Origin of the sequence: Aureimonas ureilytica DSM 18598 = NBRC 106430 (assembly GCF_000382705.1) — a bacterium.
Taxonomy (GTDB): domain Bacteria; phylum Pseudomonadota; class Alphaproteobacteria; order Rhizobiales; family Rhizobiaceae; genus Aureimonas; species Aureimonas ureilytica.
In genome coordinates, this window is record NZ_ARQE01000007.1 from 65,847 (window position 1) to 91,077 (window position 25,231).

The 25,231-nt window shown below is 63.9% G+C and carries 17 protein-coding genes and 4 pseudogenes; 15 read left to right on the forward strand and 6 right to left on the reverse strand.

The genetic code is table 11. The features are described from left to right. Positions 1–6: 6 nt before the first annotated feature. Complete coding sequence (locus B146_RS0115480) at positions 7–1,464, reverse strand: sensor histidine kinase (protein ID WP_051091580.1); 1,458 nt, start codon at positions 1,462–1,464, stop codon at positions 7–9. Position 1,465: 1 nt separating this feature from the next. Continuing rightward, entirely contained in the window at positions 1,466–2,146 is a 681-nt protein-coding gene (locus B146_RS0115485) for a response regulator (protein ID WP_019997368.1), read from the reverse strand. A gap of 404 nt (positions 2,147–2,550) precedes the next feature. On the opposite strand from B146_RS0115485, the gene B146_RS27875 reads away from it, so the two are divergent. From B146_RS27875 to B146_RS0115525, 7 genes and pseudogenes are all read left to right on the forward strand, one after another. Further along, positions 2,551–5,031, forward strand: coding sequence for an ATP-binding protein (locus B146_RS27875; RefSeq protein ID WP_019997369.1), 2,481 nt, complete (start codon positions 2,551–2,553; stop codon positions 5,029–5,031). Positions 5,032–5,167: 136 nt separating this feature from the next. After that, entirely contained in the window at positions 5,168–5,557 is a 390-nt protein-coding gene (locus B146_RS0115495) for a nuclear transport factor 2 family protein (RefSeq protein ID WP_019997370.1), read from the forward strand. Between the two features lie 473 nt (positions 5,558–6,030). After that, a pseudogene (locus tag B146_RS30285) lies at positions 6,031–6,742 on the forward strand (IS6 family transposase). A 472-nt stretch (positions 6,743–7,214) separates the two neighbouring features. After that, positions 7,215–9,347: a TonB-dependent siderophore receptor gene (locus tag B146_RS0115510; RefSeq protein ID WP_040408670.1), complete on the forward strand. Its 2,133-nt coding sequence runs from the start codon at positions 7,215–7,217 to the stop codon at positions 9,345–9,347. A gap of 337 nt (positions 9,348–9,684) precedes the next feature. Then, complete coding sequence (locus tag B146_RS27880; RefSeq protein WP_019997375.1) at positions 9,685–10,995, forward strand: SidA/IucD/PvdA family monooxygenase; 1,311 nt, start codon at positions 9,685–9,687, stop codon at positions 10,993–10,995. A 97-nt stretch (positions 10,996–11,092) separates the two neighbouring features. Continuing rightward, entirely contained in the window at positions 11,093–12,373 is a 1,281-nt protein-coding gene (locus B146_RS0115520) for an MFS transporter (RefSeq protein ID WP_019997376.1), read from the forward strand. Next, a complete protein-coding gene (locus B146_RS0115525; protein ID WP_019997377.1) occupies positions 12,361–13,269 on the forward strand; it encodes a ferric iron reductase in 909 nt (302 codons plus the stop codon). The genes B146_RS0115520 and B146_RS0115525 overlap by 13 nt, the downstream gene beginning before the upstream one ends. Here the strand turns inward: B146_RS0115525 and B146_RS30290 are convergent. Beyond that, the gene (locus B146_RS30290) at positions 13,193–13,702 is read right to left on the reverse strand and encodes an SMP-30/gluconolactonase/LRE family protein (RefSeq protein ID WP_407638562.1); all 510 of its coding nucleotides are present in this window, start codon (positions 13,700–13,702) and stop codon (positions 13,193–13,195) included. The two genes, B146_RS0115525 and B146_RS30290, sit on opposite strands and share 77 nt — an antisense overlap. Before the next feature lie 221 nt (positions 13,703–13,923). Beyond that, positions 13,924–14,199, reverse strand: a complete 276-nt coding sequence (locus B146_RS28400) for an AraC family ligand binding domain-containing protein (RefSeq protein WP_202814998.1) — start codon at positions 14,197–14,199, stop codon at positions 13,924–13,926. Between B146_RS28400 and B146_RS0115535 the strand changes: the two genes are divergently transcribed. Further along, positions 14,156–15,384 (forward strand): IS3 family transposase gene (locus B146_RS0115535; RefSeq protein ID WP_155897533.1). Its coding sequence is split into 2 segments (ribosomal slippage): positions 14,156–14,504 and positions 14,504–15,384, totalling 1,230 coding nucleotides; the frame shifts between segments, so codons are not numbered across the junction. The genes B146_RS28400 and B146_RS0115535 overlap by 44 nt on opposite strands. A 41-nt stretch (positions 15,385–15,425) precedes the next feature. Here B146_RS0115535 and B146_RS29095 read toward each other — a convergent pair. Both B146_RS29095 and B146_RS30190 read right to left on the reverse strand, forming a co-directional pair. Beyond that, positions 15,426–15,707 (reverse strand): annotated as a pseudogene (locus tag B146_RS29095) (recombinase family protein); the annotation flags it as partial. A gap of 58 nt (positions 15,708–15,765) precedes the next feature. After that, positions 15,766–16,476: pseudogene (locus B146_RS30190) on the reverse strand (IS6 family transposase). 86 nt (positions 16,477–16,562) lie between these two features. Between B146_RS30190 and B146_RS28420 the strand changes: the two are divergent. The 7 genes and pseudogenes from B146_RS28420 to B146_RS0115580 form a co-directional block, all read left to right on the forward strand. Beyond that, positions 16,563–16,804, forward strand: a pseudogene (locus B146_RS28420) (transposase); the annotation flags it as partial. Positions 16,805–16,987: 183 nt separating this feature from the next. Further along, the gene (locus tag B146_RS0115555; protein ID WP_019997386.1) at positions 16,988–17,968 is read left to right on the forward strand and encodes a LacI family DNA-binding transcriptional regulator; all 981 of its coding nucleotides are present in this window, start codon (positions 16,988–16,990) and stop codon (positions 17,966–17,968) included. Positions 17,969–18,747: 779 nt separating this feature from the next. Beyond that, entirely contained in the window at positions 18,748–20,130 is a 1,383-nt protein-coding gene (hglS, locus tag B146_RS0115560; protein ID WP_026358638.1) for a 2-oxoadipate dioxygenase/decarboxylase HglS, read from the forward strand. Positions 20,131–20,383: 253 nt separating this feature from the next. Then, a complete protein-coding gene (gene dld / locus B146_RS0115565; RefSeq protein ID WP_019997388.1) occupies positions 20,384–22,147 on the forward strand; it encodes a D-lactate dehydrogenase in 1,764 nt (587 codons plus the stop codon). Positions 22,148–22,203: 56 nt separating this feature from the next. Then, positions 22,204–23,193 (forward strand): Bug family tripartite tricarboxylate transporter substrate binding protein, encoded by a 990-nt coding sequence (locus B146_RS0115570; protein WP_026358639.1) that lies wholly within the window; start codon positions 22,204–22,206, stop codon positions 23,191–23,193. 37 nt (positions 23,194–23,230) lie between these two features. After that, complete coding sequence (locus B146_RS0115575) at positions 23,231–23,689, forward strand: tripartite tricarboxylate transporter TctB family protein (protein ID WP_155897534.1); 459 nt, start codon at positions 23,231–23,233, stop codon at positions 23,687–23,689. Further along, complete coding sequence (locus B146_RS0115580; RefSeq protein ID WP_019997391.1) at positions 23,689–25,197, forward strand: tripartite tricarboxylate transporter permease; 1,509 nt, start codon at positions 23,689–23,691, stop codon at positions 25,195–25,197. Before B146_RS0115575 ends, B146_RS0115580 begins: the two co-directional genes overlap by 1 nt. Positions 25,198–25,231 lie beyond the last annotated feature (34 nt).

A 25,231-nucleotide genomic window follows, 5' to 3' on the forward strand; every position in this document is an offset into this window, starting at 1 on the left:
TAGCTTTCATCCGGCTTTCAGCTGCGCCGCACCATCGCCGAGGGGTGCCGACAGGCGAAGCGAAGCGACCAGCCCCTTCTCGACCCCGTTGCGAAGGCGCATCTCGCCGCCATGGGCGCGAGCGATCGTGGCGACGATCGCAAGCCCCAGCCCCGTGCGGGCCGCCGCCTCGCCCGCGATCGCGTCGGGACCGGTCGCGAACCGCTCCCCCGCCCGTGCCAGCCGGTTCTTGTCCATCCCCGGCCCCTCGTCCCGCACCTCGACGTCGAGCCACCCCGCGTCCCGGCTCGGCGCGGCCGAGAGGACGACACGGCCGCCGCGCGGCGAGGCCCGCAGCGCATTGTCGAGGAGGTTGCTCAACGCTTCGAAGAGAAGAGGCTCGGACCCATTCGCCAGGAGAGGCTCTTCGGGCGCGTCGATCTCCAGATCGATGCGCCCGCGCCTTGCCTCGGCGAGGTGAAGTCGCGCGACCTCGCGCAGGAGCCTCGGCAGGTCCACCGCCGCCTCCTGCGACGGTTCGAGCAGCAGCGCATTCTCGGCCCGCGCCAGAGCCAGGAGCTGCGTGGTCGTGCGCCCGGCCCTGTCGATGACCGGGCGCATCGCCTCCAGCGTCCGCCGCGTCGCCTCCGGATCGGCGGAACGGATGGCGAAGTCGACCTGCGACCGGAGGACGGCGATCGGGGTCTTCAGCTGGTGCGAGGCGTCGTCGATGAAGCGCCGCTGGGCTTCGCCCCGTTCGCGATGGCGCTGGAGGAGATCGTTCATCGCCCCGACGAGCGGGCGCACCTCGCGCGGCAGGCCGGCGCCGTCGAGGCGCGAGCGATCGTCAGGCTCGCGGCGGTCGAGCCGATCCTTGAGAGCCGAGAGGGGCGCCAGGGCGAAGCGCACCCCCAGCGCCAGGAGGGTCGCGGCCACGAGGACCGCCAGCGCATCGCGCGAGATGGCCCGGCGGATGAGATCGCGGCGGAACGCCTCGCGCGAGCCCGTCGTCTCGGCCACTTCGATGACGATGTTCTGCGCGCTCGCCGCGCCGTAGAGCGGGCGGTCCAGCGGCCGCTTGAAGGCGGCGACGCGGATCGGCCGATCGAAATAGGTCGCGTCGTAGAAGCGCATCTCGCCGACCGCGAGCGGCGGCGGCGGCGGAAGCAGGGCGTCGCCGATCTGCACCAGCCCGTCGTCGGTCGCGATGCGGTAGTAGACCTCGCCCGACGCGGTCGCCTGGAAGCTCTCGAACAGGGGATAGGGCAGTTCCACCCCGACGCCGCCGCTTTCGGTCGACACGTTGAGGTCGATCGCCCGGATGGCGCCCGCGAGCGAGCGGTCGTAGGCGCTGTCGGAGAGGTCGTGCAGCGAGGCGGCCGAGAGCCAGAGGCCGGCCGCGAGCAGGAAGACGAGGCCCGGAAGGGTCCAGAGGGCGAGCGTCAGCCAGAGTGGGCGCGACGTGTTCCGGGCGGTCGCCGACATGTCAGGCGGCTCCACCGTCGGTCGCCTCCAGGAAGTAGCCGAGCCCCCGCAGCGTGACGATCTGCACGCTCGCGCCGCCGAGCTTTCGGCGCAGGCGATGGACCATCACCTCCACGGCTTCGAGATGCAGGTCGCTGTCGGTCGATACGAGCCGATCGAGGAGCTGCTGCTTGGTGAGCGGCTCGCCCACGCGCTGGATGAGTTCGCGCAGGATCGCGTGCTCGCGCGGCGCCAGCGCCAGCGGCGCGCCGTCGAGGATAAAGCGCTGGGCGTTCTGGTCGAAAACCAGCGGCCCGCACTGGTAGACACCCCGCGCCCGCCCGTGGCTGCGCCGCACCAGGGCGACGAGCCGCGCTTCCAGTTCCTCCACGGCGAAGGGCTTGGCGAGGAAGTCGTCCGCCCCGGCATGGAGGAGTTCCACCCGCTTCGACAACTCGTCGCGGGCCGTGACGATGAGGGTCGGCGTCGCATCGTCGGCGGCGCGCAGGCGTTTGAGGAGCGATGCCCCATCGAGGGACGGCAGGCCGAGGTCGAGGACGATCGCGTCGAAGGTCTCCCCCTTCAGCCGCAGCTCCGCCAGCCGCCCGTCTTCCTCCCACTCTACCACGGAACCGCGTTGCGCGAGGCTGCGGCTGAGCCAGGTGGCGAGGTCGGGATCGTCTTCGACGAGGAGGATGCGCATGGATGGAGGCCCTCGCTGGCGGACGTATCGAGCTAGGATCGAAGACCTACACCAAGAAAACTCGCCGACGAAGTGGGGCCGAGTTGGGCCCGATACGGGTTCCATGACAGCTGACCGGTGCCTCATCGGGAGGAAGGTCCGCTTTCGTCAGAGAATGCTCCAGACCGGACGGTCCGCAAACCACCCCGTCCGCTCTCGGGCTGCCAAGAGGGGCCACGGCCAGACGCGGCCTATCCGCTTTCGACCCCGAGCGGACTGCGCGGCCGCTCTCCGACGGTCCCCAAACCGGCCATCGATGCAGGAGGGCGCTTTCGTATTCCAGTGAGGTGAGGTTCGATCTTGCCAAACGGCAATCAAGCCGTTTGAGAACTGGCTATGTTCCGCTTTCGATGAGGGAGTTCGCCATGAGGCCGGGCCGCGATGCCTTTATCGGCCGCGATGCGGCATTGCGGGATCTCGACGCGCTGGCGCGCTCCTCGGCCATCGTCACCGTTACCGGTCCGGGCGGGGTCGGCAAGACCCGGTTGGTGCTGGAATGGCTGAGCGCCAGGGGCAAGACGGATGCCTGTCGCGCCGCTTCCGTACGGTTCGACGGATTGGCCGGCGAAGCCGCGGTGCTCGGCGCCGTCGCCGCTGCCGTCGACATGCCGCAGACGAAGGGACGGCCGTATCGCGAGGCCATCGCGGAATGGCTCCGCGATGTCGAACAGGTGCTCGTTCTCGACAATTGCGAGCATGTCGTCGAGGAGGCCGCCAACCTGGTCGATGCCCTGGCGCGCGGCGCGCGCAAGCTCCGCATCGTCGCCACCAGCCGCGTGCCGCTCGGACTGCCGGACGAGGTCCAGGTCCGTCTCCCGGTGCTGGACGAGCCGGCCGCGCTCGATCTCTTCCTATCCCGCGCGCGCCGCCGCGCGCCGGATATCGTCTTGGAAGGCAGGGCGTTGGACGCCGCGCGCGCCGTCTGCCAAGCGGTCGACGGACTGCCCCTGGCGATCGAGCTTGCGGCGGGCTGGGCGGATGTGCTGCCCGTCGGCGAGATCGCCGCGCAGCTCTCGGAAGGGCTGGACATCCTCCAGCGTCGCGGCCCCCTGACGGATCGCCAGGCGACCCTGACGGCGACCATGCGATGGAGCCACGCGCTTCTTTCGCCGCGCGCGCGCCTGCTTCTCCGGCGTCTTGCCGCCTTTCCGGCAGGCTTTCCCTTGAGCGCCGTCGCGCCGGTCTGCGCTGGCGACGGGTTGGCGCCGACGGATGTCCTGCCGGCGCTACGCAAGCTCGTGGACCACTCGCTGGTCCAGTTCCATCTGCCGACGGCGCGCTATCGGCTTCTCCATACGGCGCGGCTGTTCGCGGCGGAACTGGCTCGGGAGGCGGGCGAACTGGACACGCTGCGCAGCCGGCACGCCGCCCATTTCGCCGCCCTGGCGCTGGAGGCGCGGGCCGTGAACTTCGTGCCGGAGGATGCCTGGCTTCCCCGGCTTCAAGCGGAGGTCGACAATCTTCACGCGGCGCTCCGAACCCTCCTGGACACGGGACGCGGCGTCGAAGCGCTGGAGACGGCGGTCGCCCTGACCCTGTTCTGGTGGACGGCCAGCCGCCATCGCGAGGGCATCGGCTGGCTGCGCGCAGCCTTGGCCGAGGCCGGGGATGCACCGGCCATGCTGCGGGCGGCGGCACAGTTCGCACTCGGCTTTCTCGAAGCGCACGACACCGGCGACTGGGCGGAAGCCGCGCACGAGCTGGATCGCGGCTTGGCGCTCCTGGCGGGGCTGGAGGCGCCCGGCGCCGATCTCCTGCGCGGCTATCTCCTCTGCCTGCGGGGCGAATGCGACACGATATCGGGCGATGCGGAGACGGGGCTGAAACGGGCTGAGGAGGGCGCCACGCTGATCGCGCGCCACCCGGAGGACCGATGGGGTCAAGGCTTCGCCGCCTGGAATGTCGGCTTCGGCTTCGAGCGCCTCGGCGAGCGGGACCAAGCGGCCGCCTGCTACGAAGAGGTCGTCGCCACGCAGCGGGACGGCAGTCTCGTCGTGCGGATGATCGGCACCCAAAGCCTTGCCGGCATCCTCGAAGTGCGGGAAAGGGCAGCGGAGGCCGTGCCGCTCTACGACGAGGCTCTGGCGCTGTGCCGGCGCGTCGGGCTGTCGCGCCTCGGCGATGTGCATGGTTCGCTCGCGCGGCTTCTCGCCGACTGCGCTCGTATCCGCGTGGCAGCCGGAATCGAGCCCGAGCAAGCGAAGGCGCTGGCCCTCGAGGCGGAGGCGACGGCCGAGCGCTTGCAGGACATGGCGGCCCGGGCGGTTGCGGCAGAGGTTCTCGAGGACCTGGCGACGCCGACGCGGGAGATCGGCACCTTCCGGCGGCAGGCCGCCGTCTGGCTCGTGGGGCTCGGCGACGCACAGGCGATGCTTCCCGACTCGAAGGGCCTGCGCCAGCTTCGCTATCTTCTCCAGTCGCCGGGCGACGACATTTCCGTCGGGGATCTCGCTGCCCTCGCCGATGGCGTCCTGCGCGAGATCGGGCGTGGCGAGCCGGCCCTCGACCGCGAGGCGCTCGCCGCCTATCGCAAGCGCCTGCGCGCTCTCGAACGATTGCTGGCAGCGGACGAGGATGCGCTGGACGACGACCAACGCGACAGGGTGCGGCGCGAGCACGACGTCGTCACGCGGGAACTGGCGCGCCATGCCGGACTCGGCGGACGGACCCGGCGCCTCGGTTCGCCGCAGGAACGCATGCGCGTCAACGTCACCCGAACGCTGAGGGCGGCCATCGCCGAGATCGAGGCCGTCTGCCCGGCACTCGGCCGGCATCTCGCCCTGTCGGTCGCAACCGGCAGCTTCTGCTGCTATCGCCCCGCCGCCCCCGTCGATTGGCGGTTCTGACCGGTCATCCTTCGAACCGGGGGTGATCCGACGAGAGGTGTTCGTCGGCATCGAACACGAGCCGCGATCCGAGCGAACGCTATTCCTTCGAGGCCCCGGACAGGGCGCCGGCAACCGCCAACGAAGGAAACGACCCATGAAGAGCATCGACGTCATCCAGCGTCTCTACGCCGGCTTCGCCTCCGGCGACCTCCCGGCGGTTCTCGCCGGCATGTCGCCCGACATCGAATGGACGGAAGCGGAAGGCTACCCCTATGCCGGCACGTTCCGTGGCCCGCAGGCCATCGTGGATGGCGTGTTCATCCGGCTGGCGACCGAATGGGAAGGCTATCAGGCCGTACCGGACCGCTATGGCAGCGAAGGCGACGAGGTGATCGCGCTCGGGCACTACAGCGGAACGTACAAGGCGACGAACAAGAGCTTCCGCGCGCCTTTCGTCCATGCCTGGACGGTGCAGGGCGGCCAGATCGTTCGGTTCGTCCAGTATGTCGACACGGTCCTCGTCCAGCGCGCATTGCAGGCGTGATGGACGCGCGCGGCGATCACGAGGTTCTGTCGTCGGATCGAATGATCTGGCCGCTGGTAGGCGTCCTGTTGCTGCTCCTGGCTCTCGCTCCGCTGGCGAAACAACCACTCCCAGTGGACCGCCTCGGCGATCTGGCCGTGTTCCTCGGCGACCCCATCGAGAAGGAGGCCAGGCCGCGCGGGGATGACCCGAGGCAGAGCAGCACCTCGTGGGAAGCGCGTTCGGATTAGGAGGCAAGCCAGTCCCTCTTCCGGACCGGCGGGACGTCAGCCGACCGTCCCGCCCTTCATTCTATCCGCGCATCGAGCAGGCCCCCTCGGCTCCGCTCCAGGCGTTCGCAAGATATGGCCGCTTTCTCACTTCCTCTCCCGAGGCCGGACGGTCGGGTTTCCACCCGCTCAAGCCGGCTCCGTTGCAAACGACCGTTGCCGGTGCGAGTCGTTCCGCCCATAGCGGCGGATAGGAGTCCCGGCCTGAGCGCAGCGTTCAAGGGCCGGCACTTCGGCCCCCGACATCATCCTTCTGTGCATGCGCTGGTACGGCCGCTACGCGCTGAGCTACCGCGACCTCGAGGAGATGATGGCCGAGCGCGGCCTGTCCGTGGACCACACCACCATCTATCGGTGGGTCCGACACTACGCTCCTGAGCTCGACCGCCGTGTCCAATGGTGCCGCAACCGCAACAGCGGCAGCTGGTATGTCGACGAGACTTGATGGAAGGTCCGTGGGCAGTGGATGTATCTCTATCGCGCGATCGGCGATCGCGGCGAGACGCTGGACTTCCACCTGTCGCCCAAGCGCACGACCAAGGCCGCCAAACACTTCCTGGGCAAGGCGTTGAGCCGCTCTCCGCACCATCGTCCTTCGGTGATCTCGACCGACAAGAACCCCGCCACCAACGGAGCGATCGCCGCGCTGAGGCGGGAAGGACGGCTTGCGGCAAGCTGCCGACACCGGCAGGCCAAATACCTGAACAACCGGCTTGAGTCCGATCATGTCAAGCTGAAGCAGCGGATCCGCCCGGTGCGGGGCTTCCAGTCGCAAAGGACGGCGCATAACGCCATTCGGGGGGTCGAGACGATGCGCATGTTCCGGAAGGGCCAATTCCGCTCGATGGTCGACAGTCTGGCCGGCGGATCGGAGGCGCGCTTCATCGGACGGCTATTTCAGGTGTTCATCGCCTGAGAAAAGAACAGAACGGGATCATTGCGGCCCAACCGGCGGTTTGCAACGGAGCCCTCCTGGGTGCTGGATTGCTGATGGCCAACCAAAGCAGTCTAGCCCCCAAAAGAGCCCAACAGGTCATTCCCGCTTCCTACGGGTGGCGGCGACCGCGAGCCCCGCACGCTGCACAGAAAGACGAACCTCCGCGAGGTGTAACAATTCAAAACTGAATTGCCGAAAATAGTAAGATATTCGAATGAAATAGCTGAGATGCCCAACCTGAGATCTCGAGTTAAAACCATTCTAATACAAGATCTTATCTCACGAATTCTCCAGCTTGAAGGGCGGATATTTAAGTTGACTCTGTTAGTCATGTTTTAGTAAGCGTCCCTGCACCGGCTCGAGGGCATGGCCGGATCGTTCCGAAGCGTGAGGGAAGCAAGGCATGGCGAACATCACCTCGAAAGGCGAGCGGCCGCGGATAGCGCGCCGAATGCTGTCCCTTCTCGGCGGCTCGACGGTCCTCGCCTTCAACGCATCGCCTGCCGTCTCGCAGGAGGCGATCCTCCTCGATCCAATCGTCATTCAGGCGGCTGACCCGGAAACGGGCATCAGCGCGACCGCAGGGAACTCGGACGGCGCCTTCGAGACGGACGGCTACGTGGCGACGACGAGTTCGGCCGCCACCAAGACCGACCTTCCCCTAATCCGGGTGCCCCAGGCGGTGTCCGTCGTCACCCCGAAGAACCTCGAGGATCGCAAGCCGCAGTCCCTCAAGGAGACGCTCAATTACGACGCCTCGGTCCGCACAGGGCAATCCGGCTTCGACCCGCGCTTCGACCTCTTCTTCATCCGAGGCTTCGATGCGAGCTACACCGGTGTCTTCCGCGACGGTCTACGCGACTTCTCCAACGGGTTCGCGCTCAGCAATGTCGAGCCCTACGGTCTCGAAGGCCTCACCATCCTCAAGGGTCCGGCATCCGGCCTCTACGGCCAGTCCAACACCGGCGGCATCGTCGATCTGCGCTCCAAGCGCCCGACGGTCGCGCCCTTCCACGAGGTGGAAGGCCAGATCGGAAGCAACGACCGCTACCAGGCCAATCTGGACGCTTCGGGCCCGCTCGGCGCCTCGGGCAACGTCTTCTATCGCATGACGGGCATCGCGCGCGACGCGGGCACCGACAACCCCTTCGTTTCCGACGATGCGCTCCTGCTCGCGCCCGCCCTCACCTACACCCCGGACACGGATACGACCGTCTCGGTCCTGGGCGAGATCCAGGGCACGCGAACCGGCGGCAACGCCGCCTATGTCCAGGCTCCAAAAGGTTTTGCAACGCTCGACATCCCGCAGGGCGATCCGAACTTCAACGATTACGACCAGACCCAGGGACGCATCGGCTTCGAGTTCGAGCACAGGCTGTCGGATCGCCTGACCTTCCGCCAGAAGGCGCGCTACCAGCACATCGACATCTTTTCGGAATATCTCTACCCGCTGAATTCGGCAGCCGATCCGATCCTGCGGCGCGGGTCGGGGATCGTCGAGCAAAGCCTGAACGCGGGCGTTGCCGATACGCAGTTGGAGGCGAAGTTCGAGACGGGCGCGCTCTCCCACACCGCTGTCATGGGGATGAACGGTTTCCATCTGGGCTTCGACAACGCGGAAGGCTTCGGCGGCGCTCCGTCGCTCGATCTCGCCACGCTCGATTTCTCCCGCGCCGTCGCCCGCCCGGCCTATTCCGTCGCGCAGACACAAAGGCAGTCGCAGTTCGGGCTCTATGCGCAGGACGCGATCACCCTCGACGGCTGGACGGTGGTGACGGGCCTGCGCCATGACTGGACTTGGATCGACACGCGCTCGGGAACGCCGCAGGCCCTCGGGCCCGAAGACCGCAAGCGCGACGCGCAAGTCACCGGGCGCGTCGGCCTCAGCTACCTCTTCGACAACGGCATCTCGCCCTATGTCAGCTACTCCACCTCGTTCAATCCGAACATCGGGTTCGGCGAGGCCGGAAACGCCTTCGATGCGACGACGTCGAAACAGTACGAAGCCGGCCTCAAGTACCAGGCGCCGACCCTGCCGTTGATGATTTCGGCGGCCGTCTATCAGATCGACCAGAAGGATGGCGTCTTCATCCAGCCGAGCGCGGACGGGTCCACCTCGATCTCGGTGCAGCTCGACACGCTCCGCAGCCACGGCGTCGATGTGGCGATGCAGGCAAGGATTCTGGAAGACCTGAACCTCACGCTCTCCTACGCCTACAACAGGCTGGAGGTCATCGAAGGGGTCGCCGCCACGGAAGGCAAGGAAATCTCGTCGCGGCCCAACCACAGCTTCGCAGCCTATGCCGATTACACGATCCAAGGCGGCTTTGCCGACGGTCTGGGCTTTGGTGCGGGCGTCCGCTACACGAGCGAGAGTTTCGGCGACGCGCTCAACACGTTCGCGAACGATGCCCGGATCTTCGTGGATGCAGCCGTCCACTACGACGTGCCGCAGATCGACGGTCTGCATCTGCAAGTGAACGCCACCAACCTCCTCGGCGAGGATGCCGACGTCTGCACCGAGGGCTTCTGCTACAAGGAGCAGAAGCGGCAGGTGCTCGGGTCCGTGCGCTACAGGTTCTGACGGCATCGGCCGGATGGAACGACCTCCGGCTTTCCCGATCATTCGCTAAGATACTGGGCCGGCGGTTCAGTTTCCGAGAGCGGAACCCGAACCCCGAGCTTTCTCAGACTTGGCAATCTGGTTGCGAAAGGAAGCGGCGGTGCCCGCTAGGGCACCGGGCCCGTCCTGCCCGAGACCTGTCTGCCACCTCGGTCGAGCGTTGGCGAATGGGGTGTTGCCGCGCGCGATCATCGTCATCGCCCGCACGCCAGCACGCCTTTCAGACGGTAATGCCGCGTCGGCGATCGCGCTTGCTTCGACCATGCCACGAGAGACATAAACGAAGGAGTTGAGTTCCGTGATCTACGACTTCATCGCGATCGGCGCGGGGCCCTTCAATTTGGGTCTTGCTTGCCTGACTGATCCTATCCCCGAGGTGAATGGGATCATCCTCGAACAGAAGGAGCGGTTCGATTGGCATCCCGGGATGCTCATCGACGGAACGACGTTGCAGACGCCGTTTCTCGGCGACCTCGTCACCCTCGCGGATCCGACCAGCCGCTTTAGCTTCCTGAATTACGCCAAGCTGCACAACCGGATCTACTCGTTCTACATCCGCGAAGACCTTTTCCTCTTTCGCAACGAATACAACCAGTACTGCCGCTGGGCGGCCGAGCAGCTGCCGAACGTCCTCTTCGGACAAACGGTCGATCGCGTCGAATACGACGAGGTGGGGCGTTGCTATCGCGCCCACAGCCGCGACCGCAATGGTTGCCGACACTCCCATAGCGCTCGGAAGCTGGTGATCGGCACCGGCAACGCACCGCATGTTCCCGAATGCGTGAAGGGTGACATGGATCACGCCACCCATTCATCGACCTATCTCGCCGACAAGGCCCGGCTGCAGGCAAGGCGTTCGATCACCGTGGTCGGAAGCGGGCAGAGCGCGGCCGAGATTTTCCGCGATCTGCTGCAGGAGAGCGATCGTCATGGCTACCACCTGAACTGGATCACCCGGTCGCCACGCTACTTCCCGCTTGAGCTGACGAAGCTCACGCTCGAGATGACGTCGCCGGATTATGCCGACTACTTCTTCAGCTTGCCGGCGGAGGAGCGCGAGCGGCTGAACGCCTATCTCTCTCCCCTGATCCACTGCTTCTATGCGTACGATCTCGCCTTCATGCCTCATGGGGAGAACCTGATCCTCGTTCTCGAGGACCACGTGCCGGTTCGCGTTGTCATGAAGGACATCGGCGAGGAGATCGGCATCCTGAACGGCGACATCGTCCTGCCCGAGGAGATCGCTCGGATCTCTTTCTCGGTGCGCGAGGACATGAAGCCCAATTGCATCTTCACCGACGTCTTCGATTGCTTCTTCCGCCACCTCTCGGCCCTTCTCGTTGAGGTCGGACTTCTGGATGAACGCCGTTTCTGGGCCCTCGTGGCCGAATGCATCGAGACCTATCAGGCGAGCCATCCCGAATACGGGGCGAAATATGTCCGCTACGACCTCTTCGCTTCGCAGTTCGCGTTGAATTGCCTGAACCGGCTCCAGATCGCCAACAACCAGCAGATGCTCGATCTCGCCGATCCGGAAAAGAGCCTGCAATTCATCGGAACCCTCGACAATCCGCTCGCGATCGTCCGGCAGGGCGCTGGATCGGCGTGAGCCGCCGATTACGCGCGCGTGAGAAAACGTACGGGGCGGAGATCTGCCCCGTGACGACGGCGTTGGCCCGGCCGAGCGACCAAAATGTGGATACACAATGCGCGATTTCGAACTGACCAGCGAGCCCGTTTCGATCGTCGGAAGCGGGAGGAAACCCGCTGCCATCGGCGTTCTGATGTCGATCGGCGGCCTCTACGTCGCCCAAAGCGTCATCAGCGGGCTGACAATGGTAAGTCTGCCGACGGTTCTCAGAGAGGCTGGGGCATCCCTCGACACAGTGGGTCTTCTCCACTTGGCGGTTCTGCCCTGGGCTATCAAATTTCTCTGGTCCCCTTGGCTCGATCGATTTCGGCGGCCGATGAACGGACGGGATCGCTCGCGCCATATCGTTCTTGCCGGGAACACGATTTGCGCCCTCGGCATCGCGCTTGTGGGACTCATGCCCATGAGCTTCCTGCCCATTCTCCTTTGCCTGACTTTGGTCGCCTTCGTGGCCGCAACCGTGGACATCGCCTGCGACGGGTTTGCCGTGGAGAACCTTGCTGCACGCCATCACGGATGGGCAAATAGCATCCAGGTAGGCGGAGCCTATCTTGGCTCGGCGCTCGGTGGCGGCCTCCTGCTGGTCCTTGTCGGGATTCTCGGCTGGGGACCGGCCTGCTGGGTGATGGCCGTGCTCGTGCTCATCTTTGGCCTGCCTTTCTGGTTGAGTTCGAGCAGTTCGAACACCATCGACGAAAGGCCTCATCGACCCTCGCTCGCTTCGGCCTTTTCGCGGCGCGACATGCGCTACGCGATCGGCGCGACCATTCTATTCGTCGTCGGCCAGAAATGGGGCCTGACCATGCTGGGTCCCTTCCTCGTCGATGAGGGGCTGGATCTGGCCACGATCGGAATGCTGTACGGGTCGGGCAGCCTGTTGCTGGGCCTCGGGGGATCCGTGCTGGCGGGTGGTCTCGTCCGGCGCTTCGGCGCCCGACCGGTCCTCGTCTTCGCCCTCGTCGCACAGGGCATGCTTCTCGCGAGCCTTGCGGGCATGGCCGTCGGCGTCGGGCTGCCAAGAGACGCGCTTGTTCCCATTGCACTCATCTCCTCGTCAGGCGTCATCTCGATCGGGTTCGTCGCGCTCTATTCCGAGTTCATGCGACTTTCGGATCCGAGACAAGCCGGCGTGGACTTCACTGTGCTCCAATGCACGGACGGCATCGCCAGCATGACCGGAGGACTTGCGATGGGCATGGTAGCGCACGTCGCCAGCTATGCCCTCGTGTTCGGCTGCGTCGCGGCAATCGCGCTTGTGTCCACGCCAGTGGTCTTCGTCCTGCTCACCCGGATGGACCAAGTTGACGATACGGGCTTTCGGGAATGGTCGAGATGAAGGAGAGAGGGCGGAAGGGGGTCGCCGATCACGATGCGGACCACCTGGGCAGCATTGCTGACGGGAGAAAATGGACCCTCGGCGAGGCGCTCGCAGTCCTAAGAAGCCAAATACCGGGATTTCCTGCCTCGGTCGGCGAGGCATTGGCGGGCTGGCACTCAGTCGACCGGCTTTTTTCCGACGAGAACAAGATCGCGAACTGGCTCGAATACCGTTCGCGCTCGTATGACGGCACAGATCAGAAGGCAGCTGCTGCCTTCGTGATGGCGGACTACGCCTATCTCTTCGCGGACGTCACGGCCTTCCTCTTCGTCCAATTCGGACTGGTACCCGATCTCACGCCCGACACCGTCCATTTGCGCTTCGGCCCTTCCGGAGCGTCCGGAGACGGCACCTACGCCATCCGCGGAGCAGAGCTGCGCTTTTCGGCGAATGAGGGGACGGCGAAATCCGCCTACCCTCCCGATTGGGCGACACTGTGCACCCGCTACCGCGAGTGCACGGAGGCGCACGTCCTCCCGCTCGTGCATCAACTCTCGCAACGCTCGGGACTGTCACAGTCAGCGTTCTGGCGTTTACTCGCGGACGCTATCGCGCTGGCTTTCCTCCAGGCTGGCGAGCGCCTGTCGCGATCTGGATTCGCAACGTCCTCGGCGCTCGCAATCTTGAAGGAGGATGGTTCGCCCCTTTGCAACCGCCAGACAGGCTTCGTAAGTCTATCTCTCGAGCCTGGGAACGGCGCATCGCCCCTCACTCGCCAATTTCGCGTGCGTGGCGGATGCTGCAGATACTACACTGTCACGGGTGGTTCGCTCTGCGTCACCTGCGTCCTGCGAAACCCCACCGAACGCGACCACGATCTTTTAAGAACGATCGCACCGACAGAACGCTCGTGACGTGCCCCTCGGGTCCGCTCGCGCAAGGCTCCCTAATTTGCCAATTAGGAGACGCATACGATGCGGCCTTGTCAGCAGCCTGTATGGCTCCGTTGCAAGTCGCGAATAAGGTCACAACAGATCCCGTTCTGTTCTTTTCTCGGGCGGCGATGACCGTCACGCAACCCATCGTATAGCACGAACAGAAGCGGCGACATTCGCGCCCCCCTCCATGCGTCGCAGTTGCAAACCGGTGGACCATGCCATCACGGCTCACGGTCGCGAGGTCGCAGCCGAGCGTGACGAGCAGCATTCCGTCCGCGCGCTCCGCGACCATGCCGACCCCATCCGGCAAACCCAACCTCTCGTTGCTGCCCGTTAGAGGATCGAACTGGTTCAGAATGCGGCGTTCGGTATCGATCCAGAGCAGCCGGCAAATGCGCTCACTCCACACCGGACATTCGTCGAAGGGCCGGTCTTGCTGGGCAGCGCGATCGACACCCCATGTCAGCCTACCGCGCGTGCCTCGGGAGCCTCCAGCGCGATCCGATTCCAAGCGGCCGCCACCTCCTCCGGCGTGCTGGCCGAGACGGCCGCGAGATCGCGCGGACAAGAGACGCCTATCGCCTCCTGCGCCCTTGTGGCGACGAACTGTCCGTTGGCGCCGCGCAGCACCTATCCGTTCACCTCGCAATGAGCCTCGTCCGGGTTCATTAGGGACAAGGAGCCTTGGGGCAGGAGGACGTTCGCGCCTCGGAGTCTGTAGCCGCCCACGCCAGCGGCGATCGCGCCGATAGCGAAACCCTCGTGCGAATGGCGGCCGAAGGTCTGCGATGGAGCGCACCCCTTTTTGACCGGGCAGGTGGCATAGCCGACAAGGCATAGGCATTCGCCTATGAGTACGACTATGTCGAAAGCGTCTGACGGCCCGGTCTCGCGGGTCGAAGTCATCACCTCGGTGCAACGGCGGCGGCGCTGGTCGACCGCCGATAAGGTCCGGCTCGTCGAGGAGGCGATGCAGCCGGGCATGAGCGTGTCCTTCGTGGCACGTCAGGCTGGCGTCTCACCCTCGCAGCTTTTTGCCTGGAAGCGCCGGATGCTGGAAGGCGGCCATGCTGCCGTCCAGGCCGATGAGGATGTCGTCGGCACGTCGAGGGTCCGCGAGCTGGAGAAGCGGGTTCGTGATCTCGAGCGCCTGCTCGGCCGCAAGACGATGGAAAACGAGATCCTCAAAGAGGCGCTCGACGTCGCTCGCCCAAAAAAACGGACCTTGCCCTTGCTGTCCTGGAGCGGTCCGACGGACGGTTCCCGGTTACGGCCGTGGCGCGAACGCTGAACGTCGCTCGTTCCCACATCAACGAGCGACGCGGCAGGACGGTGACGCCGCGGGGACCCTATCGCAAGGCCGAGGATGCCGGGATCCTGCCCGCCATCCGTGGCATCGTCGATGTCAGGCCGAGCTACGGCTACAGGCGCGTCACGGCGCTGCTGAACCGGGAACAGCGCCTTCAGGGGAAGCAGACCGTCAACGCCAAACGAGTGCTGCGGATCATGCAGCATCACGGGTTGACGCTCGAACGCCATACCGCCTCGCGGCCCGGTCGAACCCACGACGGCATCGTCATCGCGCTGCGCTCCAACATCCGCTGGTGCTCGGACCATCTGGAGATCCACGCCCGCAACCGCGAGGAAGTGCGCATCCTCTTCGTGCTGGACGCCTGCGACCGAGAGGTCATCGCCTGGTCGGCCGTCGCCAATGCCGGCATCTCCGGCGAGATAGTGCGCGACCTCATGGTCACGGCGGTCGAACGTCGCTTCGGCACCATCAAGGTCCCGCACGCCGTCGAATGGCTCTCGGACAACGGCAGCGCCTATATCGCCAGGGACACGGCCGACACGGCCCGGGCCCTCGGTCTGACGCTGCTCTTCACGCCCGTCCGAAGCCCGCAGTCCAACGGCATGTCCGAGGCCTTCGTCAAAACCCTGAAACGCGACTACGCTCGCGTCACCATCCTGCCGGACGCCGACACCATCCTCGCCTTGCTCAACGAATGGATCGAGGACTATTGCGAGGTCCACCCGCACTCAGGCCTGAAGTTCCACTCGCCCCGCGAGTTCATCAGGCTCAGTGCCTAAACCCAAACGCCGCCTGTCCGCTGAAACGGGGTCCACTCCACCTGCTCCTTCGCTCGAACCAGCCCGGCTTGTGTGCGCTCTATGAGAAGATCGCGCTCGAACTCCGCCACCGCATTGATGACGCTCATGGTCATGCGGCCCGTCGAGCTCGTCAGGTCCACCCCATCCAGCGCCAAGCAATGAGCTTTGACGCCCATGCCGGCGAGATGCTCGACTGTCGCCCGAACGTCCATTGAGTTTCGGCCGAGGCGGTCCATCTTCGTCACAACGAGGACGTCGCCTTCCTCCATCCGGTCGAGAAGCTTGGCGAAGCCCTCACGCTCGCGAGGGCTCCGTTGCAAACCGCCGATTGGGCCGCAATGATCCCGTTCTGTTCTTTTCTCAGGCGATGAACACCTGAAATAGCCTTCCGATGAAGCGCGCCTCCGATCCGCCGGCGAGACTGTCCACCATCGAGCGGAACTGGCCCTTCCGTAACATGCGCATCGTCTCGAACCCTCGAATGGCGTTATGCGCCGTCCTTTGCGACTGGAAGCCCCGCACCAGGCGGATCCGCTGCTTCAGCTTGCCGTGGTCGGACTCGAGCCGGTTGTTCAGGTATTTGACCTGCCTGTGTCGGCAGTGAGAGGCAAGCCGTCCCTCCGGCCTCAGCGCAGCGATCGCTTCGTTGGTGGCCGGGTTCTTGTCGGTCGAGATCACCGTAGGGCGATGGTGCGGAGAGCGGCTCAACGCCTTGCCGAGAAAGCGCTTGGCGGCTTTGCTGGTCCGCTTCTGCGACAGGTGGAAATCAAGTGTCTCGCCGCGATCGCCGATCGCGCGATAGAGATACATCCGCTGCCCACGGACCTTCCATCAAGTCTCGTCGACATACCAGCTGCCGCTGTTGCGGTCCCGGCACCACTGGACACGGCGGTCGAGTTCAAGAGCGTAGTGTCGGACCCACCGGTAGATGGTGGTGTGGTCCACTGACAGGCCGCGCTCGGCCATCATCTCCTCGAGGTCGCGGTAGCTCAGCGCGTAGCGGCCGTACCAGCGCATGCACAGAAGGATGATGTCGGGGGCGAAGTGCCGGCCCTTGAACGCTGCGCTCATGCCGGGACTCCTATCAATCGCTGCCGAAGACAGGGCGCTCGCATCCTACTCGGCGGTTTGCAACGGAGCCTTCCTGCCTGTCACCTCCACGCGGGCACTGGTCGCAGTTCGCGTCGACGAACCCGATCGAGCGCCTCAACCGAGAGATCAAGCGCCGCGCTAATGTGTCGGCATCTTTCCCAACGATGCGGCCGTCGTGCGTCTCGTCGGTGCCCTTATGCTCGAGACCAACGACGAGTGGGCTGTCTCGCGACGCTACATGACGCTGGAAACGCTCGGCGCCGTCAGCGATAATCCCCTCCTCAGGCTGCCTGTCCTGGCAGTCTGAACAAACTCGGCCCTGCCGAAATCGGTGTTCCTACACCACCTCGCGGGACATGACCCGCTGCTCGGGTCTCTCATATCAAACGAAATACGCAACTATAATGCCAACCAATGGGCACAGAAGGGTCTAAGATGTATGGGTAGAGCGCCGAAGACGCCCCATAATACGACAAGATCGAAAGTCACCATGGCCACCATCGGCAAGATGGTCGGCGTCTCGCAGGTTACGGTCTCACGCGCCCTCTCCGATCCGTCGAAGGTCTCGAAATCGACCTTGAGACTCATCAACGAGGCGATCGAGGCGACGGGCTTCGTTCCGAACCGTATTGCCGGAGCACTGGCCTCTCAGAAGAGCGGGCTCATCACAGCTCTGGTGCCTTCGATCACGAACCTCGTCTATGCAAACCTCCTTCATGCCTTTTCCAACGTGATGAGGGAACAGGGATATCAGATCATGGTCTCGGAGACTGGGTTTGACCTTCTCGACGAGGAAAAGCTGATCGCCACGCACTTGTCGCGCAAGCCCGATGGTTTCCTGCTCACCGGCATTCACCACACCGACATGTCCCGTCGCATGCTCCTGAACGCATACGTTCCGGTCGTGGAGTTCTGGGACATCACCGAAACGCCCATCGATCGCTGCGTCGGCTTTTCGCATTATGAGGCGGGGGTGATGGTCGCCGACTTCGCCGTCGCCGCAGGTTACAAAAAAGGCGCGACGATGACCACGGCCGATCAGCGCACGGGACGGCGTCGGGACGGCTTCGCGACTCGCTTCGAGCAGCTGACCGGAACGCCCATCGTTCAAATCAACTATCCGCCTGGACCGGCGACGATCGGGCTCGGGCGCGAGGTGCTACGGCGGCTCGTGGACGAGCATGGATTTCGCAACGGGCTGGTGTTTGCCAGTTCGGACATGTTCGCACATGGATTGCTGATCGAGGCATCGCACCGTGGCCTTCGTGTTCCGGAAGACATCGCGGTGGTGGGCTTCGGCAACCAGGAATTTGCGGCCGACACCGAACCCTCCCTCACTTCGGTTCACGTCGACCGTCTCGAGTTGGGACGCATGGCGGCCGAAGCACTTCTGACCAAGCTGAACGGCGATAGCGATCTGGCGAGGGTTATCACGCTGGACTACAAGATCGTTCGCCGGAAGTCAGCATGACTTCAAGACCTTCGGACAGTTTCGAGCGACCTCGCAGACCGGGTCGAGGACATGGGCCACGGAAGCCGCCTTCCATGACTGTCCGGTGGTGCGCGCCCTCGCCCCGCAAAACTTCCAGCCGGCCCCACGCCCACACTATGGGCAGCCTGAGTGACGCCTTCGTACTCGCTCCATAGTTGTGCTTTGCGTGTCGGGAACATTTCGGGGGTTCCCTGGGAAGCGAATCCGGCCAAGCTTCACCTTCAATGTATACGTATACCACCTAGGCGATCTGGGATTGACGTTCTCCCGGCCATATACGGGCAGCACGAAAGGAACCAGTTGCCCGCGGGGCTTCTTCAATGATGAGGGGGACAAAATTGCCATTGTGAGAAGTCGATGGTCTCATTCGCTTTTGAGAGCGTTTGACAAGCATTTGGTTATGCGCATACATTGCCCATAGTTGCGATCGACGGCCACAGGAAGCGTTGGCGAGGTGTTGCGATGACGTGCTCGCGCTCAGCGAGTCGTTCGGAGCGACAGGGCATCATCGACAATGCCGCCGTCCAGGTCGAGTTGGCGGGGTGTGTTCGCGTCAGGCGCCTTTGCCTGCGCACCGGCAGACCATTGTGGAAGGGTATCTGGCAGTACCGAGTCCATGGCGGACAGTTTTCCCTTCGCTCCGCACGAGGGTTGGTCTCGCCTCCGCTTGAAACATGGGAAGATTCGGCGTCGACCACTTCCTGAATTGAGTTTGGCCGGGGCCATCAGAAGCCTCTTGCTTGAGCATGGACAGGATCATGCCGACAGACGAAAAGGTTTCGGCAAGCCACATCCGCCGTCGGTTCTCCGCAGCGATGTCCGACATGTACCGTCGCGAGGTTCCCGCGTACGGAGTACTGATGGAACTCGTCGACGACGTGAACCGCGAGACGCTGGAGATCGACCCTGATCTGCGCGAGCGCCTAGAGGCCACGGACACGCTCGCACGCGTCTCGGACGAGCGGCACGGCGCCATCCGTCTTGGCAAACCGGACGAGCTTGCGATGATGCGCCGCGTCTTCGCGGTCATGGGAATGGCTCCGGTCGGCTATTACGACCTCTCGGAAGCCGGTGTGCCGGTCCATGCGACGGCCTTTCGGCCGATCGACGGCGACGCCTTGCGGCAAAACCCCTTTCGCGTCTTCACCTCGCTTTTGCGCCTCGACCTGATCAAGGATGACGAGCTCCGCCGGCAAGCCTCGGAGATCCTTTCGGAGCGCCGGATCTTCACCGATCGGGCAGTGGAGCTGATAGGGCAGGCCGAGCGCGACGGCGGGCTTACGGACTCCGATGCCAACGCCTTCGTCAACGAGGTCCTCGAAACGTTCCGGTGGCACCGGAACGCACAGGTGGACGTCACGATGTATCACCGGTTCCACGATGCGCATCGCCTCATCGCGGACGTCGTTTCGTTCAAAGGGCCGCACATCAATCATCTGACGCCGAGAACGCTGGATATCGACAAGATCCAGGCACATATGCCTAACCGTGGCATCACGCCGAAGGCCTTTGTGGAAGGTCCTCCGCCCCGGCGCTGTCCGATCCTCCTGCGGCAGACGTCGTTCAAGGCACTCGAAGAGGAGGTGTTGTTCCGGACCCCGGACGGAGGATTTCAACGCGGCTCCCACACCGCCCGCTTCGGCGAAATCGAACAGCGCGGCATCGCGCTGACACCGAAAGGACGCGCTCTCTACGACGAGCTCCTGGCGGAGACGCGCAGCCGGATCCGCCCGGCGGCCGATGGCTCCAATGCAAAGGAGTATGTCTCCACGCTCGCATCGGTGTTTGAGCGCTTCCCGGACGATTGGTCTCGGCTGCGCAGCGAGGGGCTGGGCTACTTCGAGTACTCCTTGACGCCGAAGGGCCGGGAGCATGGTGGCGAGTCCCTGGACGATCTGGAAAGCGCGATCTCGAATGGGTTCGTCCGGTTCGACCCGATCGTCTACGAGGATTTCCTACCTGTGAGCGCTGCCGGCATCTTCCAGTCAAACCTCGGGGATGGCGCCCAGCAAGACATCGAAGCCAGCCCAAGTCAGAAACGGTTCGAGACGGAACTCGGCGGCCCCGTCCTCAACGAATTCGAGCATTATCAAAAGCTCGAGCAGCGCTCGATTGAGGCGATCCAGGAATCGTCACGCTAAGACTGGAACCAGGGCGTGCTCATCAGTCGGGCAGCTGGCGGGAAACGGGCGGCGTCGAGGCCGCCCGGCATCGGATCCCAAGCCCGGCGCTGAAAGGCGGGGCCATCCGACGTCGGCCGCGCCCTGAGGACGGCTCGGATCTTTGGTGCTCTGCGGGGTCGAGCTTTTATCGAGAATCAAGCTCGGGCGCCGCCTCCGATCCAAACGCAACTTGCTTTGACAAAGAACAGTGATTGTCGAGAAGAACCGGCATATGAGCATACAAGCGCACTACGAGCCCTCTTCGGGCCTGCATCGCAAATCGGCCGCGCCGGCTGGCAAGCAACCCTGCGATTCGACGCTCGTTGCGGCGCTGGAAAGCATCGTCGGGCGCGAACACGTGCTGACGGCCAATCGTGGAGCCTCTGGGTTCACAAAGGGGTATCGGCACGGGCAGGGCGAAGCGCTCGCGGTGGTCCGGCCTGGCACGTTGCTGGAGCTGTGGAAGGTCTTCAAAGCTAGCATCGAGGCGAATGCGATCGTCATCATGCAGGCGGCCAATACGGGCCTGACAGGCGGATCGACGCCTGATGGCGAGGACTACGACCGCGACGTGGTTCTGATCAATACGATGCGGATCGACCGGATCGACATCCTCGACGCAGGCCGGCAGGTTCTCTGTCTCCCAGGATCCACCCTGTACGAACTTCAGGAAAAGATCGCGCCCTTCGGCCGCACGCCGCATTCCGTGATCGGGTCCACGTCGATCGGCGCATCCGTGATCGGAGGGATCTGCAACAACTCCGGCGGCGCTCTTCTTAAGCGGGGTCCTGCCTACACGCAGCTCGCTCTTTTCGCAGGGGTCGAGGCCGACGGTACCGTTCGCCTCGTCAATCATCTCGGCATCGAGTTGGGATCGGATCCGGAGGAAATCCTGGGGCGTCTTGACCGAGGCGAATACTCCAAGAGCGATGTCGGTATCCCCAACGGGAGGCTAGCCTCCGACAAGGATTACGGCGAAGTGATCCGGAATATCAATGCGCCGACGCCAGCCCGGTACAACAACGATCCCCGACTTCTGCACGAAGTGTCCGGGTCCGCCGGAAAGCTCTGCGTCTTCGCCGTGCGACTGGATACCTTTCCGATGGACGGCGCCACAAAGACGTTCTACATTGGTTCGAACGACCACACGGAGCTAACACAGCTTCGTCGTCACATGTTGGCCGATTTTGCCAGCATTCCCGTGACGGCCGAATACGTGAACCGGGACACTTACAGATCGACGGAGTTCTACGGAAAGGATCTGTTCCTTCTTCTGAAGTACGGAGGAACGCATCGGGTACGATCTGCCTTGAAGATGAAGACGGCTTTCGACGCGATATGCGCGCGCGCTGGGTTCAGCCAGTCGATCTCGGACCACCTCCTTCAGTTCCTTGTCCGCCTCCTTCCCAACCACCTTCCGAAACGCATGAATGCGTTCCGCGACAAGTATGAACATCATATCATGCTGCGGATGGAAGGAAATGGGATCGAAGAAGCGCGGGCCTATCTGGAAGCTCGCTTCCCCAGCGCCAGCGGCAACTACTTCGAATGCACGGAAAAGGAGGCCAGCGATGTCTTCCGGCACCGGTATGCCGTAGGGGGCGCCAACGTTCGGTATCGTGCTGTCCATCGGCAGAGCGTCGAGGACATCCTGGCCTTTGATCTGGCGCTTCCCCGCAATACGCTGGACTGGCGGGAATCCATTCCTGCCGAGCTGGAACGGCAGATAGAAAAGAAAATGATTTGCGGACACTTCTTCTGCCAGGTCTTCCATTATGACTATGCAATAAAGAGAGGGGTCGATTTGAAGGCCTTCGAGCAGAGAATGATTGATCACGTCAGTTCGATGGGTATAGAATATCCATCAGAGCATAACGTTGGCCATTCTTATCGAGCCAAGCCGCAACTAGAGGCTTTCTATCGAAATCTTGATCCAACCAACTCGATGAACCCAGGCATTGGGCGAACGACGAAGAAGAAAAACTGGGATCAGTAGGTCGCGCACGAAGTTCTCGGAACAGGCCGACGCCAACCATAGGGAGGAAATGCAGCATGAAAAGTCTCTGGGAACGAGCTCTTGTCGCTCTCTGCTGCGGGCTCGGCCTGGCTGGGCCGGCATCGGCGCAGTCGAACTACCCTGATCGCGACGTGGTCATCATCGTTCCCTATTCTGCCGGCGGAACGACCGACGTCGCCGCTCGGCTGATCGCCTACCAACTGAGCAAGGAGCTCGGAAGGACGTTCGTGATCGACAACAAGCCCGGTGCCGGCGGCACGCTGGGCGTCACGCTCGGGGCGAACGCCAAACCGGACGGCTACACGCTGGTGGTCAGCCCGGTCGGAACCCACGGCATCGCACCGTCGCTCTACGGCTCCCTGCAGTACGATGCGCAGAACGATTTCGAACCCGTCGTGATGCTGCAGACCCAGCCCAACATCGTCGTGGTGAACAACGACTTCCCGGCCAAGTCGATCGACGAGCTCATCACCTACGCCAAGGAACATCCGGACGAGTTGAATGTCGCTTCCGCCGGTATCGGAACATCGATCCATCTGGCCTCCGAGATGTTCGAAACCGAGGCTGGCGTCGATTTCCTGCACATCCCGTATCCCGGCAGCGCGCAGGCCGTCACATCTCTCATGTCCGGCGAGACGCAGGTGATGTTCGACAACATGCCGTCAGCCTTTCCGCACGTGAAGAGCGGCAACCTTCGTGCCCTCGCGGTCACTTCAGCCACGCGCTCGCCTGCCGCGCCCGACATTCCGACGGTGGCCGAGGCGGCGACGGTCGTCGACCTGAAAGCATACGACGCGACGGGCTGGACGGCGCTTTTCGCTCCCAAGGGCACCCCGGCCGAGGTGGTGGACGTCCTTAACGCGGCGGTGAACCGCGCCCTCAAGAAGCCGGAGGTCGTCGAGGCGATCATCGCAAGCGGGAGCTCGCCAGGTGGCGGCACTCCTCAGGAGCTCGGAACCTTCGTTTCACAGGAGATCGTGAAGTGGAAGGATGTAATCGAGAAGGCGGGCGTCGAGAAGCAGTGACGCCCACCGCGTGGGAGGGTCCGAAGGGAGGATCGTAGTGATCGATCGAATGAAAACGAGGAGCTTCGCCTCCGGCCTTGTGTTTGCCGCGCTCGGCGCGGTCGGGTTGGCTATGAGCTTCGAATACACTATGGGAAGCGCGCGACAGATGGGGCCGGGTTACTTCCCGGCCCTCGTCTTCGGCGTCTTGCTTCTTCTGGGGGCCGGGATCGCCGGAAAGGCTCTGGGTTTCACATCCTCCGAGCCTTTGGAGAGCTTCGTCTGCCGCCCACTCGTGGTCATCGTGGGCGCGCTTACCGTGTTCGCGCTTGCGGTCGAGCGTCTCGGCTTCGTGCTTGCCTGCGCCGGGCTCGTTCTCATCGCGACGATGGCCGGCACCAGGCTGAGCATCCTGCAGCGCCTCATGCTCGCGGCGGTCATTACCACGTTCTGCTGGCTGGTCTTCATCCTGGGATTGGGCCTGCTCATTCCAACTTGGCCGGAGTTCGCGGCATGATGGATCTCCTGTCGAACCTAGCCCTCGGCCTTCATGTCGCCGTCCAGCCGAGCAATCTTCTGTTCTGCTTCATCGGCGCCCTGCTCGGAACGCTGATCGGCATCCTGCCGGGCATCGGACCGACGGCAACGATGGCCCTTCTGCTGCCAATGACCTTCGGCCTGCCGGTGGAAGCCGCAGTCATCATGCTCGCCGGAATCTATTATGGCGCGCAGTACGGCGGCTCGACGACGGCCATCCTGCTCAATCTTCCCGGAGAAACCTCGAGCGTCGTCACAGCGATCGACGGTCATCAGATGGCGAAGCAAGGAAGGGCAGGCGCCGCCTTGGCGATCGCGGCGCTGGGCTCCCTGTTCGCAGGTTCCGTCGCGACCCTGTTCCTGGCGGCTTTCGCAAAGCCTCTCGCGTCGGTCGCCCTATCGTTCCAGGCACCGGAATACACGGCTCTCATACTGTTTGGGCTGCTCGTCTCCGTCCTGCTGGCCAGCGGATCGGTCCTGAAGTCGGTCGCCATGGTCGTGCTGGGCGTCGCGATCGGGCTCGTGGGCATCGATCTGACGAGCGGGCAGTTCCGCTTCACCTTCGGTGCGATCGAACTGGCCGACGGCATCGACTTCGTTCCCCTGGCCATGGGGCTCTTCGGTGTGGCGGAAATCATCCGAAACCTGGAGCACAAGGACGAGGGGAGCGCGACGGTCGAGAAGCTCTCGGGGCTATGGCCGACGCGCGACGACTTCCGACGCGCTCTACCGGCGGTTCTTCGGGGCACCGGCCTCGGAAGTCTGCTCGGCGTCCTGCCGGGTGGCGGAGCCACCCTCTCGTCCTTCGCATCCTATAGTCTCGAAAAGAAGGTTTCCCGCGAGCCGCATATGTTTGGAAAGGGCGCGGTGGCCGGAGTGGCCGGCCCCGAGTCGGCCAACAACGCCGCCGCGCAGACCTCCTTCATTCCGCTGCTGACGCTCGGCCTGCCCACGAACGCCGTCATGGCGCTTCTCGTCGGCGCCTTCATCATTCAGGGCGTGCAGCCCGGCCCGATGATGATCCAGCAGCAGCCCGGCCTGTTCTGGGGGCTGATCGCCTCGATGTGGATCGGCAACATCATGCTTGTCTTGATTAACCTTCCACTTATCGGGATCTGGGTGCGTCTGTTGAAGATCCGGTATGTTTTTCTGTTCCCCGCGATCCTCGTGTTTTGCGCGATCGGCGCCTACAGCCTGAACAATTCGGCATTCGACATCTTTGTCATGATTGCGTTCGGAGTTTTGGGCGTCCTGTTCACCAAGCTTGGTTGCGAACCGGCACCGCTTCTGCTCGGCTTCGTGCTCGGGCCAATGCTGGAGGAGAACATGCGTCGCTCCATGCTGCTGTCGCGCGGCGATCCGACAATCTTCGTCGAGCGCCCGATTAGCCTTGCCATTCTGCTGCTTCTCGTTGTGACGTTTTCCGCGATGCTACTTCCATCGGTGCGCTATCGACGGGAGGAGGCGTTTGTCGAGGAGGATGCGTAGATCGTCGGGCGCGCGCCGCGCCCGGTCGGGTCTC